Here is a 13,167-nt window from a genome sequence, read left to right on the forward strand (position 1 = left end):
CGGCCGACTGCCTGGCGCGTGCTGTCGTCGACGCGCCACCGCCGGCGGGACGCCGGCAGAGTGAAGGCTATGCTGTACCGATTCGCTTCGGCGCGCAACCGGTCTGAACAATATTTAAGGGTTTATTCGGAGCGCGCGAGCGCGCTTCACGACGCGCAAATGCGACACTCGCGACGCCGACGGCGGTTCGCCGAAACGCTTCGCATGCGGCCGGCCGATGATGAGGTGGTTCGGCGCGAACAACGCGATCGGCACGAAGGTCGCCGGCATCCACCGTCCCCGATATGTGGTCGACTGTGACGGAATCGGCGATTCGTACGGCGCTGCTGCGTGAAGGAAGATGGCTGCCGACCTTGCGTGCCGCGCCAAGGTTCGGCATTGCAGATTGTTCTTGTTTTTCTGTCGGCACGGAACCGCGTGTCGATCGTCGCCTGACGCGACGCACCTGATCGGACGACTCGGCCGATGCTTCAAACGTGACGACGGCGATCCCCTGTCGCCGCCCGGTGCGGTGTAAGGCAAGGTACGCGCGGTGCATGTCGCGCACCGTCCGCAGCATCTGCCCGGACGGCGCGCGACATGCGCGGGTCAAACGGCTTCGCGCAACAGCCCCGCGATTTCCGCTTCGTTCAGGTGCGGCGCGAACATTTCGATCAGCCGGTACGCATACGCACGCAGGAACGCGCCCTTGCGCAGCCCGACCCGCGTCGTGCTCGCCTCGAACAGGTGCTGCGTATCGAGCGCCACGAGCCCCGTGTCGCGCTGCGGATCGTAGGCCATCGCCGCGACCACGCCGATCCCCATTCCGAGTTCGACGTAGGTCTTGATCACGTCCGCGTCGATCGCGGTCAGCACGACGTCGGGCACGGCGCCCGCCTGCGTGAACGCCTGGTCGATGTGCGAGCGGCCCGTGAAATCCTGGTCGTACGTGATGATCGGGTACTCGGCGATCTCCTCGAGCGTCAGGTTCTCGCGGCCGACGAGCGGATGGCCCTTCGGCACGACGACCGTGTGGTGCCACGAATAGCACGGGAACGTGACGATGTCCGGATAGCGGTCGAGCGCCTCGGTCGAGATGCCGAGATCGGCCTCGCCGTTCAGGATCATCTGCGCGATCTGCTGCGGGCTGCCCTGGCGCAGCGCGAGATGCACCTTCGGGAACACGTCGGTGAACTGCCGGATCACCTTCGGCAATGCGTAGCGCGCCTGCGTGTGCGTCGTCGCGACGACGAGGTGGCCGCTGTCCTGATCGGCGAACTGGCGCGCGACGCGGCGCAGGTTCTCGGCGTCGAGCAGCATCCGCTCGATCAGCTGGTGCACCGCCTTGCCGGGCTCCGTGAGCCCCGTCAGCCGCTTGCCGCGCCGAATGAAGATGTCGACGCCCAGCTCATCCTCCAGATCCTTGATCTGTTTCGACACGCCCGACTGCGACGTGTACAGCACGTTCGCGACTTCCGTCAGGTTCATGTTCTGGCGCACCGCTTCGCGCACGAACCGCAATTGCTGAAAATTCATGGGTATGCCTCTTAGGCTGTCGTTGTTTGATTGTCGAATCGGAGCGAATCCCGCCCTCTGCCCTGCATTGTCTCGTCAACGCGCGGGAAACACCCGCACGGCGCGCGGCACGGCCGTCGCGCCGTCGCCGACCTGCAGCGAAAGCGCCCGCCATGCGTCGCGGTCGAGTTCCGCCTCGAGCGCGCCGCCCGCGCGCGCCTCGAGCTCCACGCGCACCGAACCGCCGAGCGGAATCACGCGCCGCACGTCCACCGCGATGCCGTCGCGGTGCCCTTCGCCCGCCGGCCACAGCTGCAGATCGTGCGGCCGCACGTATGCGTTCGCGGGGCCCGCGAAATCGGCGTCGACCTCGATCGGCGCAGCCGCGCCCTCGGCGACGAAGCCGCGCCCGGCAACCGTGCCCGGCAGCCGGTTCGCCGCGCCGAGGAACTCGTACACGAACGCGCTTTGCGGATGATCGTAGACGTCCTGCGGGCTGCCGACCTGCTCGACGTGGCCGCGGTTCAGCACGACGATGCGATCGGCCACTTCGAGCGCCTCTTCCTGGTCGTGCGTGACGAAGATCGTCGAGATGTGCAGGTCGTCGTGCAGGCGACGCAGCCAGCCGCGCAGTTCCTTGCGGACCTTCGCGTCCAGCGCGCCGAACGGTTCGTCGAGCAGCAGCACCTTCGGCTCGACCGCGAGTGCACGGGCGAGCGCGATGCGCTGGCGCTGGCCGCCCGACAGCTCGGACGGATAGCGCTGCGCGAGCCAGTCGAGCTGCACGAGCTTCAGCAGCTCGTGCACCTTCTCGCGAATCGCGGCTTCCGACGGCCGCTCGCGGCGCGGCTTCACGCGCAGCCCGAACGCGACGTTCTCGAACACCGTCATGTGGCGGAACAGCGCGTAGTGCTGGAACACGAAGCCGACCTGGCGGTCGCGCGCGCCGACCGACGCGACGTCGAGCCCCTGCAGCACGACCTGGCCGGCGTCCGCGTGCTCGAGGCCCGCGATCACGCGCAGCAGCGTGGTCTTGCCGCAGCCGGACGGCCCGAGCAGCGCGACCAGTTCGCCGGGCGGAAAGTCGAGCGACACGTTGTCGAGCGCCGTGAAATCGCCGAAGCGCTTCTGAAGGTTACGGACGGTGATACCCATTCTGGTTGCCTCTTTACGATTTCGACGAAACGGCGGCGGCAGGGCCGGCATGTGCGGGAACGGTGTCGTGCGCATCGGCCAGTTCGGCGGCGAGATGACGCTCGGCGATCAGCTTCAGCGCGAGCGTGACGAGCGCGAGCAGCGCCAGCACCGACGCCACCGCGAACGCCGCCGCGAAGTTGTATTCGTTGTACAGGATCTCCACATGCAGCGGCATCGTGTCGGTCACGCCGCGAATGTGGCCGGACACGACCGACACCGCGCCGAACTCGCCCATCGCGCGCGCATTGCACAGGATCACGCCGTACAGCAGGCCCCACCTCACGTTCGGCAGCGTCACGCGGCGGAAGATCTGCCAGCCCGACGCGCCGAGCACGCGCGCGGCTTCTTCCTCGTCGGTGCCTTGCGCCTGCATCAGCGGAATCAGCTCGCGCGCGACGAACGGGAACGTGACGAAGATCGTCGCGAGCACGATGCCCGGCACCGCGAAGATGATCTGCACGTCGTGATCCTGCAGCCACGGCCCGAACCAGCCCTGCGCGCCGAACAGCAGCACGTACACGAGGCCCGAGATCACCGGCGACACCGAGAACGGCAGGTCGATCAGCGTCGTCAGCAGCGCCTTGCCGCGGAATTCGAACTTCGCGATCGCCCACGAAGCGCAGACGCCGAACACGAGGTTCAGCGGCACCGCGATCACGGCGACGGTCAGCGTCAGCTTGATCGCCGACCACGCATCGGGGTCGGCCAGCGATTCGAGATAGAAGCCGACGCCCTTGCGCAACGCCTCGACGAACACCGCGGCGAGCGGCACGACGAGGAAGAATGCGAGGAACGCCAGCGCGATGCCCGTGAGCAGCCAGCGCACGACGCGCGACTCGCTGACGGGGTCGAGCCGCTTCGCGGCACGCGCGGCCGGCGACGGGGTTTTCAGCACGACGGTGGCCTCCTGGCTCATTGCTGGCCTCCTGCTGCGACGGCGTTGACGGTGGCCGGCGCCGGACCGCTCGCGCCCTTGCTCGTCCTACGCTGCAGATACCACTGCAGCGTGTTGATCAGCAGCAGCATCAGGAACGACACGACCAGCATCACGACCGCCAGCGCGGTCGCCCCCGCGTAGTCGTACTGCTCGAGCTTCGTGATGATCAGCAGCGACGTGATCTCGGATTTCATCGGCACGTTGCCGGCGATGAAGATCACCGATCCGTATTCGCCGAGCGCGCGCGCGAACGCAAGCGCGAAACCGGTGAGCAGCGCCGGCAGCACGGCCGGCAGCACGACGCGGCGGAACGTCAGCCAGCGCGACGCGCCGAGGCACGCGGCGGCTTCTTCCTGCTCGCGCTCGAAATCCTCGAGCACCGGCTGCACGGTGCGCACGACGAACGGCAGCCCGATGAAGGTCAGCGCGACCAGCACGCCGGCCGGCGTGAACGCGATCTTGATGCCGAGCGGCGCCAGATACTGGCCGACCCAGCCGTTGGTCGCGTAGACGGCCGCGAGCGAGATGCCGGCCACCGACGTCGGCAGCGCGAACGGCAGGTCGACGATCGCATCGACGAGACGCTTGAACGGGAACGTGTAGCGCACCAGCACCCACGCGACGAGGAAGCCGAACACGGCGTTGATCAGCGCGCCGCCGAGCGCGGCCGAGAACGTCAGCCGGTACGACGCGAGCACGCGCGGCGACGTGACGGCGGTGACGAACTGGTCCCACGACAGCGTCGCGGTCTTCAGGAACGTGGCGGCGAGCGGAATCAGCACCACGAGGCTCAAATAGGCCACCGTGATGCCGAGTGTCACGCCGAAACCGGGCAGCGCGCTCGGCTTGCGAAAGGTGTACGTCGTCATCGGATGCTCTTGCTGGGTCGATGCTGCTCACGGGCCCGACGCAAACGCCGGCGCAGTGCATCGCGCCGGCGGCCCGTCGGGGATGCGGCGCGCTGTCGTGGCGCGCCGCTTGTCGTTATGGCGTTACTGCGGCTTGTAGATCGAATCGAACACGCCGCCGTCCGCGAAATGCGTCTTCTGCGCATTCGTCCAGCCGCCGAACGTGTCGTCGACCGTGTACAGCTTCAGCTTCGGGAACTGCTTGGTCAGCTCCGCCGGCACGTTCTTCGAACGCGGCCGGTAGTAGTTGCGCGCCGCGATTTCCTGGCCCTGCGGGCTGTACAGGAAATTCAGGTAGGCCTCGGCCAGCTTGCGCGTGCCCTTCTTGTCGACCACCTTGTCGACCACCGCGACGGGCGGCTCGGCCAGGATGCTCACCGACGGCACGACGATCTCGAACTTGTCGGTGCCGAATTCCTTGACCGACAGGAACGCCTCGTTTTCCCATGCGATCAGCACGTCGCCGATCCCGCGCTGCACGAAGCTCGTCGTCGCGCCCCGCGCGCCCGAATCGAGCACGCCGGCGTTCTTGTAGAGCTTCGTGACGAATTCCTTCGCCGTCTGCTCGTTGCCGCCCGGCTTGTGCAGCGCGTAGGCCCATGCGGCCAGGTAGTTCCAGCGCGCGCCGCCCGAGGTCTTCGGGTTCGGCGTGACGATCGAGATGCCCGGCTTGGTCAGGTCGTCCCAGTCCTTGATCCCCTTCGGATTGCCCTTGCGCACCAGGAACACGATCGTCGATGTGTACGGCGACGCGTTGTCGGGCAAGCGCTTCTGCCAATCCTTGTTCACGAGCCCCTTGTTCGCGAGCGCGTCGATGTCGTACGCCAGCGCCAGCGTGACGACGTCGGCCTGCAGGCCGTCGAGCACCGAGCGCGCCTGCGCGCCCGAACCGCCGTGCGACTGCTTGAAGTTGACGGTTTCGCCCGTCTTCGCCTTCCACTCCTTGCCGAACGCCTGGTTGAAATCCTGATACAGCTCGCGCGTCGGGTCGTACGACACGTTCAGGAAGGTCGTATCGGCCTGCGCATGCGTCGCGACGCCCAGCGCCGCCGCCGCGCCCAGCGCGAGTGTTGCGATCAGGCGGCCCACTCCGCCCACCAGCCCCGTATTGCGCTTCGCCATCCTTGGTTCTCCAGTGTTGTCGGTATTGCGATGTCGGGCCAGTCTAGCGAACGGGTTACATGATTAAAAATAATCGTTCCTCATTTTTTAATACTCAAAAGTGCTAACGCATACAGGACGGACGGTTGCGGCGGACAAACCGACGTCCGGGCGTCGCGAAATCACGCCGGAACCGGCGCGATCGCGTCGAACCTCAAGTAACACTTGAAATTCACCAAGTACTGTATAAAAATACAGCTCACTGTCTATCCATACAGTTGAGCCATGACCAAACTCACCGCCCGTCAGCAGCAAGTGTTCGACTTGATCCGTCGCGCGATCGAGCGCTCCGGATTCCCGCCCACCCGCGCCGAGATCGCGGCCGAACTGGGCTTCAGCTCGCCGAATGCGGCCGAGGAGCACCTGCGCGCACTGGCGCGCAAGGGCGTGATCGAGCTGGCCGCCGGCGCATCGCGCGGCATCCGGCTGCTCGGCCTCGACGACGCCCCGCACCAGTTCACGCTGCCGCACGCCGGCCTGATGCAACTATCGCTGCCGCTCGTCGGCCGCGTCGCGGCCGGTAGCCCGATCCTTGCGCAGGAGCACATCTCGCAGCATTACGCGTGCGATCCCGCGCTGTTCACCGGCAAGCCCGACTACCTGCTGAAGGTGCGCGGCCTGTCGATGCGCGACGCCGGCATTCTCGACGGCGACCTCCTCGCCGTGCAGAAGCGCACGGAAGCGAAGGACGGCCAGATCATCGTCGCGCGTCTCGGCGACGACGTCACGGTCAAGCGCCTGATGCGCCGGCCCGGCGGCCTCGAGCTGATCGCGGAGAACCCGGATTACGAAAACATCTTCGTCAAGGCCGGCAGCGCGGATTTCGCGCTGGAAGGCATCGCCGTCGGGCTGATCCGCTCGGGCGAACTCTGACATTCCGTCTCGCTAGGAGAACATCATGGAACGCCTTGCCCGCCTGCTGCCTTTCCGTCAATTCGGTCGCCTGCGTCATCTGCGCGGCCGCACGCCCTGCGCACCGCTGTCCGCGGCGGCGCCAGTGCAAGAAGAAGTCGCAGTCGAACGGCAGGCGTCCCTGCTGCCGTCAGCGCTCCCCGCGTTCGCGCGGGTATCGCTGAACGCCGGTCTGAATCACGCGGAACCCGCGCGCCGCGCGCCGGTGCGCGTCTATCACGGCCGGTCGCGCCTGATCATGGTGGGCACGATCGATGCCGTGTGCCGGATGATCGATCACTGCATCGCAGAGGAACGATCGGCCACGCCGGGCGGTCTCTGATTGCGGAACATCCCCGCACCGGAGGCAACGTGACTGGATCGTCGCGCCGCGCATGGCGACTCAAGCCCCTGCTGATCGTCGCGCTGGTCGTCGCCCTCATTGCGGCGCTCGGCTATGCGTACGCGTCGCCGTATGTCGCGCTCGGTCGCCTGAAATCGGCGATCGATGCGCGCGATGCGCAGGCAATCAGCGAGTATGTCGACTTTCCGTCGCTGCGCATCAGCCTGAAGCAGCAGGTCACGGAAGAGTTGATGCGCCGGATCGACGCCGTGAAGAAAAACAATCCGTTCGCGGTGATTGGCGCGCTGATCGGGTCCGCCCTGATCGGCCCGCTGGTCGATGCGTACGCGACCCCGGAAGGCGTCGCCGCGCTGATGAGCGGGTTGCCGCCACGCGGCAATCCGGGCGAGCGTCCGCCTGAGTGGTCGAATCAGCCGCCAGCAGGCAATGCGCCCGGCAACACGCCTGCCGCACCGCCCGCCAATCCGGCACCGGCAAGTGCGGCCGTACCCGGCAGCAACGCGGCCGCTTCGGCGGCATCGTCGCCGGCACCCGCGCCCGCCGCACCGGCCAGCCCGGGCGAAGCAACGCAAGCGCCGCACCCGCAGCAAACCAGCGCGGGCTACCGGAATGTCGATGAATTCGTCGTGACGTATCAGCGCAGCGCGGATGGCACGCGCTATGCGGCGATCTTCCACCGCTTCGGGCTGTTCTCGTGGAAATTGTCCGGAATCGACCTGCATGCCTAGCAGGCCGCGCGCTCGACGCGCACACTGCTGATGCAGTGCGACGCCCGACCGGCACGCATCGCCGGTCAGGCGGTCATCCAGCCTTTAGATCATTGGCCGTTCGCTATGGCCGCTTCACGCTCGCGCGCAATTTCGGCCTTCTGCTCTTCCGCCGACGAACACGCCACCAGAATGCTGCAGTTCACGCGATCGAGCAGTTGCGTATTGCCCGACCCCATCCACCATCTCGACAACCCGCTGCGGCACCGGTGGCCGACGACGACGAGATCGACCTTCAGCTCCGACGCGAGATTCGCGATTTCGTCGATCGGATAACCGAATGCGAAATGGCCTTCGGCCTGGACGCCGCGCTCGCGCAGCCAGTTCACGCCTTCCTGCAGGATTTCGCGCGCGGTTTCCTCGAAGCGGCCGCATGCGACATCGGTCAGCAAACCCGCGCTTTGCGCAATGCTCGAACGCATGTCGACGACCGACAGCAAATGCGTTTCGGCCTTCAGGTCCATTGCGAGATTGGCGCCATAACGCAGCGCCTTGCGCCCTTCGAGCGTGCCGTCGTAACACAGCAAAATCTTGTTGTAGCTAGCCATGGAGCCTCCCTATCGCGACAACGAGCCTACGTATTCATCATGGTGCGCCGCAATTCAGGACGCAAGGGATGGAAAACGCTGATTCGCCCCGCGCGGCGCGTGCGCGATGATGCGGTGCACGATCGGTGCGCGCGTGCATCGCACCGTGCAGGCATGCGCTGAAGCGATGCAGCCGATGCACTAGAATGGCCCGTTCCACGTCCAGCGGGTCACCTCGCGCCGGCGTCGTGCGCTTCGCCGCATGCCCGTGTGACACGCATTCGCGCGATCCGTTCGCACACCGGTCACACACCGGGCAGCGGAACGCGCCCGCTTACAACGACAACACGCCCATGTCCGTCGCACCGATCGATTTCCGCAACGTCGAAAAGCGCTATGGCGACAAGCTCGTCGTCAATGGTCTGTCCTTCAACGTGAAGGCCGGCGAATGCTATGGCCTGCTCGGGCCGAACGGCGCCGGCAAGACCACGACGCTGAAGATGCTGCTCGGCCTCGCGCATCCCGATGCAGGCGCCATTTCGCTGTGCGGCGAACCGGTTCCATCACGTGCGCGACATGCACGCCGGCGGGTCGGCGTCGTCCCGCAGTTCGACAACCTCGACCCCGACTTCACGGTCCGGGAAAACCTGCTCGTGTTCAGCCGCTATTTCGGGATGTCGGCGCAGGCCGCACGCGCGCTCGTGCCGCCGCTGCTCGAATTCGCAAAGCTGGAAAACAAGGCCGACGCGAAGGTCGGCGAGCTGTCGGGCGGCATGAAGCGCCGCCTTACGCTCGCCCGCGCGCTCGTCAACGATCCCGATGTGCTCGTGCTCGACGAGCCGACGACGGGCCTCGATCCGCAGGCACGGCACCTGATGTGGGAGCGGCTGCGTTCGCTGCTCGCGCGCGGCAAGACGATCCTGATCACCACGCATTTCATGGAAGAAGCCGAGCGCCTGTGCGATCGGCTGTGCGTGATCGAGGAAGGCCGCAAGATCGCCGAAGGCGCGCCGCACGCACTGATCGAATCGGAGATCGGCTGCGACGTGATCGAGATCTACGGGCCCGATCCGGCCGCACTGCGCGACGAGTTGTCGGCATTCGCGAAGCACACCGAGATCAGCGGCGAGACGCTGTTCTGCTATGTAGCCGATCCCGAACCGCTGACTGCTCGACTCAAGGGCCGCCCCGGGTTGCGCTATCTGCATCGCCCGGCCAATCTGGAGGATGTGTTCCTGCGGCTCACGGGCCGCGAGATGCAGGACTGATCGACCATGGACGTCCGTAACTATTCCGCCACCACGCCATCGGCCCCGCCGCGCGCATCGCGCTTCGCGATCGCGATGCCGGCAAACGCAAGCAACTGGGTCGCCGTCTGGCGGCGCAACTATCTCGTGTGGCGCAAGCTCGCGCTCGCGTCGATGTTCGGCAATCTCGCCGATCCGATGATCTATCTGTTCGGGCTGGGTTTCGGGCTCGGCCTGATGCTCGGCCATGTCGACGGCGTGTCGTATATCGCGTTCCTCGCGGCCGGCACGGTCGGCTCGAGCGTGATGATGTCCGCGAGCTTCGAATCGATGTATTCGGGCTTCTCGCGGATGCACGTGCAGCGCACCTGGGAAGCGATCATGCATACGCCGCTCGCGCTCGGCGACATCGTGCTCGGCGAGATCGTCTGGGCGGCCAGCAAGGCGATGTTGTCGGGGGGCGCGATCATGCTCGTCGCGGGCGGGCTCGGCTACGCGCAGTTTCCGTCGATGCTCGCGGCGCTGCCCGTGATCGCGCTGGCCGGCCTCGCGTTTGCCAGCATCGCGATGATCGTCACGGCGCTCGCGCCGTCCTACGATTTCTTCATGTTCTACCAGACGCTCGTGCTGACGCCGATGCTGCTGCTGTCGGGCGTGTTCTTCCCTATCACGCAGTTGCCGCCGCTCGCGCAGCACGCGGCGCAGGCGCTGCCGCTCGCGAATGCGGTCGAGCTGATCCGCCCTGCGATGCTCGGCCGGCCGGCGACCGACATCGCGTTGCACGTCGCGGTGCTCGCCGGCTATGCGGTCGGCGGGTTCCTGCTGTCCGCGTGGCTGTTCCGGCGGCGGATGATGCGCTGACGGCCGGCGCGCCGGGCACCGGGCACCGGCTTCATGCGACGACGTTACTCGTCGTCGTCGCTCCACGGAATTTCGACGTCGGTCAGGAACGCGACGGTCGCGAGCGGGCCGCCTTCCTGGCGACCGAGCTTGCCGTCCGCGCGATGCCATTCGACGCGGAACTGCGTGCCCGGATCGTCGGCCACCAGATAGACCGTGCGCAACTCTTCCTTGTCGGCTTCGTCCACCGGGCCGTCGAACGACACCAGCATCTTCTGCGGCCACAGACCGTTGACGGGATCGTAAATGCGATCGCCTTGCGGAATGTCGATGCTGGCCTCGACACCGATCGTTGCGGAGGCCTCGATGATCATCGTGCCGAGTGCGTGCAGCACGGCAGTCGCCCGCGCGGAATTGGCCTGGCGGATCGCGAGATCGCCGCGCGTCAGCGCCTTTTCGAGTCGAGGATGGATCTTCGGTTGGGTCATGCGTTTTCCTGTTTGCTTCTGGTAAAGGGCGCCGCACACGTGAAGCGGCGGCGCCGGATGAATACGACGACGGCGCGCGACGGGCGCGCCGTTTGCGTGCGTCAGAACCCGAACGCGATCGCGAGCAAGCCGCTCGCGATCCCGAACACGACGACGAGCGTCGCGACGATCGCCAGCATGTAAGGCTTGAACGAACGCGCGAGCATCGCGAGCGACGGCACGCTGATCGGCGGCAGCGTCATCAGCAGCGCGGCGGCCGGACCGACGCCCATGCCGAGCGACAGCATCGCCTGGATGATCGGCACCTCGCCGGCCGTCGGGATCACGAACAGCATGCCCGCCACCGCGAACGCGACGATCCAGCCGAGATGATTGCCGATGTCCGGGCCGATATGCGGGAACAGCCATGCGCGCGCGGCGCCGAGCAGCAGCACGAGCACGATGTATTCGGGCACGAGCCGCACGGCCATGCGCGCGAGCAGTTTCATCCAGCGGACGAACGGGTTGCCGGCCGCGGCCTGCTCGGCCGCCAGCGCGGCAAGCTGCGCATCGTCGATGCTGCGGTCTTCGGGACGCGCGATGCGGTTCAGCAGATAGCCGATCCCGAACACCATCGCGATGCCGAGCACGAGGCGCAGCGCGCTCCAGTGCCAGCCGAGCACGAAGCCCATGAACACCAGCGCCGCCGGGTTCAGCACCGTATTGCCGAGCCAGAACGCGACCGCGCCGCCGGGCGACGCATGGCGCGCACGCAAGCCCGCCACGACCGGCGCCGCGCAGCACGTGCACATCATGCCGGGCAGCGACAGCAGCCCGCCCGCGGCGACGCTGCCGAATCCCGTGCGGCCGAGCACGCGCGCCACCCAGTGCGCGGGCAGCAGCGCCTGCACGGCCGAGCCGAGCAGCAGGCCGAGCACCATCGCCTGCCAGATAGCCTTGCCGTAGGCCCATGCGTAATCGAGCGCCGCCTTCAGCGACGGCTCGGGCGCGGCCGCGGACGTGCCCATCAGGATCGACTGGCCGATCGAATGGTGCTCGGCGGCAACGAACGCCTTGTTGTAGTACGGGAACCATTTCACATAGAAGAGGCCCGCGACCGCGATCAGCAGGAAGGTCATCCAGCCGAGAGCTGGAGTGGGTTGGGTGCGTGTGGTCGTCATCGTGTGGTGGTCGTCGATTGGTCTTGGTCGGTTGCGGATGTCGCGCCGGCAGCAAGCGCGGCCGATGCGGGCAACCCGGCTTGCGCGAGTTCGGCCAGCAGCATGCGCGCCTGATCGCGCACGTCGGCCGCGTTGGGCCGGAACGTGAACGTCAGCGCCCGGTTCGGCTTGTCGTACGTCGCGCGGTAAGTGCGCGCGTAGGCGGGATCGTAATGCTTGTCGATCAGTTCGGTGAACAGATCGGCCCGCGCGCCGGCATCGATCAGTCCCTTCCAGCGCGTCACCTCTTCGCGGCTGTGCAGGCCGATCAGCCGATGAAGCTGCGCCTTGAACGCATCCGGTTCGTCGAACAGGTGCGCGTAATCGTCGAGCAGGAACGCGATCCGCTCGTCGTGGGCCGCTTCGACCTGCACCCACGGCCCCGCGTGAAACGCTTCGATCAGCGCGATCGGCAACTGCACGAGCCCGATCCTGCGACTTTCCGACTCGACGAACACCGGCCATTCGGGGTCGAAACGCCCAAGCGTCTCGACGAGTCCCGAATCGAACCCCTTTTGCGTCGGCTGCGGCTTGCCCGGCAGCGCGCCGAGCAGCGAGCCCCGATGGCATGCGAGCGCTTCGAGGTCGAGCGTCTGCGCGCCCACGTCGCGCAGCGCGTTCAGCAGGCGCGTCTTGCCGCAGCCCGTATGTCCGACGAGCGCGATGTAGCGAAAGCGCGTCGGAAGCGAGTCGAGCGTCGCGCACACCAACCGGCGGTATGCCTTGTAGCCGCCGTCAAGCTGGCGCGCCTTCCAGCCGATCAGGTTGAACCAGGTCGTCATCGAGCCCGAACGCTTGCCGCCGCGCCAGCAGTAGATCAGCGGCCGCCAGTTGCGCGGCCGGTCGGCGAACGTCGTGTCGAGATGGCGCGCGATGTTGCGCGCGACGATCGCCGCGCCGACGCGCGTCGCCTCGTACGGCGACACCTGTCGGTACATCGTGCCGACGAGCACGCGCTCTTCGTTGCTGAGCACGGGCGCGTTCAGCGCGCCGGGAATATGGTCCTCGGCGAACTCGAGCGGCGTGCGCACGTCGATGATCTCGTCGAACTCGCCGGCGCGATCGAGGGTGACAATCAGGTTCTTCAATTTGGCGTCGAACAGGGGCGATGCGGCTCGAGGAGCCGCATGGGCAAGGAAGGCGGATT

14 protein-coding genes and 1 pseudogene are annotated in these 13,167 nt (G+C 66.7%); 5 read left to right on the forward strand and 10 right to left on the reverse strand.

Going from position 1 to position 13,167, the window contains the following annotated elements; all coding sequences use genetic code 11:
• Positions 1-588: 588 nt before the first annotated feature.
• From HWX03_RS26905 to HWX03_RS37360, 6 genes and pseudogenes are all read right to left on the reverse strand, one after another.
• Positions 589-1,515: a CysB family HTH-type transcriptional regulator gene (locus HWX03_RS26905; protein ID WP_006484201.1), complete on the reverse strand. Its 927-nt coding sequence runs from the start codon at positions 1,513-1,515 to the stop codon at positions 589-591.
• A 75-nt stretch (positions 1,516-1,590) separates the two neighbouring features.
• A complete protein-coding gene (locus HWX03_RS26910) occupies positions 1,591-2,649 on the reverse strand; it encodes a sulfate ABC transporter ATP-binding protein (RefSeq protein WP_012328435.1) in 1,059 nt (352 codons plus the stop codon).
• Positions 2,650-2,662: 13 nt separating this feature from the next.
• Positions 2,663-3,607 (reverse strand): sulfate ABC transporter permease subunit CysW, encoded by a 945-nt coding sequence (gene cysW / locus HWX03_RS26915; RefSeq protein WP_175873324.1) that lies wholly within the window; start codon positions 3,605-3,607, stop codon positions 2,663-2,665.
• Positions 3,604-4,497, reverse strand: coding sequence for a sulfate ABC transporter permease subunit CysT (cysT, locus tag HWX03_RS26920; protein ID WP_034201813.1), 894 nt, complete (start codon positions 4,495-4,497; stop codon positions 3,604-3,606). The genes cysW and cysT overlap by 4 nt, the downstream gene beginning before the upstream one ends.
• 123 nt (positions 4,498-4,620) lie before the next feature.
• Positions 4,621-5,658 carry a sulfate ABC transporter substrate-binding protein gene (locus tag HWX03_RS26925; RefSeq protein WP_174391025.1) on the reverse strand — a complete coding sequence of 346 codons (1,038 nt, stop codon included), beginning with the start codon at positions 5,656-5,658 and terminating at the stop codon, positions 4,621-4,623.
• Between the two features lie 177 nt (positions 5,659-5,835).
• Positions 5,836-5,952: pseudogene (locus tag HWX03_RS37360) on the reverse strand (sodium:proton symporter); the annotation flags it as partial.
• Between HWX03_RS37360 and lexA the strand changes: the two are divergent.
• Genes lexA through HWX03_RS26940 form a run of 3 tightly spaced genes read left to right on the forward strand, consistent with a single transcriptional unit; the run spans position 5,923 to position 7,680 of the window.
• Positions 5,923-6,570, forward strand: a complete 648-nt coding sequence (gene lexA, locus HWX03_RS26930) for a transcriptional repressor LexA (RefSeq protein WP_175873325.1) — start codon at positions 5,923-5,925, stop codon at positions 6,568-6,570. The pseudogene HWX03_RS37360 and the gene lexA sit on opposite strands and share 30 nt — an antisense overlap.
• Before the next feature lie 25 nt (positions 6,571-6,595).
• The gene (locus HWX03_RS26935) at positions 6,596-6,931 is read left to right on the forward strand and encodes a hypothetical protein (protein ID WP_011351892.1); all 336 of its coding nucleotides are present in this window, start codon (positions 6,596-6,598) and stop codon (positions 6,929-6,931) included.
• A gap of 29 nt (positions 6,932-6,960) precedes the next feature.
• A complete protein-coding gene (locus HWX03_RS26940; RefSeq protein ID WP_175873326.1) occupies positions 6,961-7,680 on the forward strand; it encodes a DUF2939 domain-containing protein in 720 nt (239 codons plus the stop codon).
• Positions 7,681-7,769: 89 nt separating this feature from the next.
• Here the strand turns inward: HWX03_RS26940 and HWX03_RS26945 are convergent, their stop codons facing one another.
• Positions 7,770-8,267, reverse strand: a complete 498-nt coding sequence (locus HWX03_RS26945; RefSeq protein ID WP_011545343.1) for a universal stress protein — start codon at positions 8,265-8,267, stop codon at positions 7,770-7,772.
• 332 nt (positions 8,268-8,599) lie between these two features.
• Here HWX03_RS26945 and nodI point away from each other — a divergent pair, with 332 nt between their 5' ends.
• Both nodI and HWX03_RS26955 read left to right on the forward strand, forming a co-directional pair.
• The gene (gene nodI / locus HWX03_RS26950) at positions 8,600-9,514 is read left to right on the forward strand and encodes a nodulation factor ABC transporter ATP-binding protein NodI (protein ID WP_175819887.1); all 915 of its coding nucleotides are present in this window, start codon (positions 8,600-8,602) and stop codon (positions 9,512-9,514) included.
• A gap of 6 nt (positions 9,515-9,520) precedes the next feature.
• Positions 9,521-10,354, forward strand: a complete 834-nt coding sequence (locus HWX03_RS26955) for an ABC transporter permease (protein WP_175873327.1) — start codon at positions 9,521-9,523, stop codon at positions 10,352-10,354.
• 44 nt (positions 10,355-10,398) lie between these two features.
• On the opposite strand, the gene HWX03_RS26960 is transcribed toward HWX03_RS26955, so the two are convergent.
• From HWX03_RS26960 to mnmH, 3 genes are all read right to left on the reverse strand, one after another.
• Positions 10,399-10,821, reverse strand: coding sequence for a hypothetical protein (locus HWX03_RS26960; RefSeq protein WP_069621435.1), 423 nt, complete (start codon positions 10,819-10,821; stop codon positions 10,399-10,401).
• Between the two features lie 101 nt (positions 10,822-10,922).
• A complete protein-coding gene (locus tag HWX03_RS26965) occupies positions 10,923-11,981 on the reverse strand; it encodes a permease (RefSeq protein ID WP_175873328.1) in 1,059 nt (352 codons plus the stop codon).
• Positions 11,978-13,108 carry a tRNA 2-selenouridine(34) synthase MnmH gene (mnmH, locus tag HWX03_RS26970; protein ID WP_175873329.1) on the reverse strand — a complete coding sequence of 377 codons (1,131 nt, stop codon included), beginning with the start codon at positions 13,106-13,108 and terminating at the stop codon, positions 11,978-11,980. The genes HWX03_RS26965 and mnmH overlap by 4 nt, the downstream gene beginning before the upstream one ends.
• Between the last annotated feature and the right edge of the window lie 59 nt (positions 13,109-13,167).

Origin of the sequence: Burkholderia sp. BCC0397 (assembly GCF_902832865.1) — a bacterium.
Classification (GTDB): Bacteria; Pseudomonadota; Gammaproteobacteria; order Burkholderiales; family Burkholderiaceae; genus Burkholderia.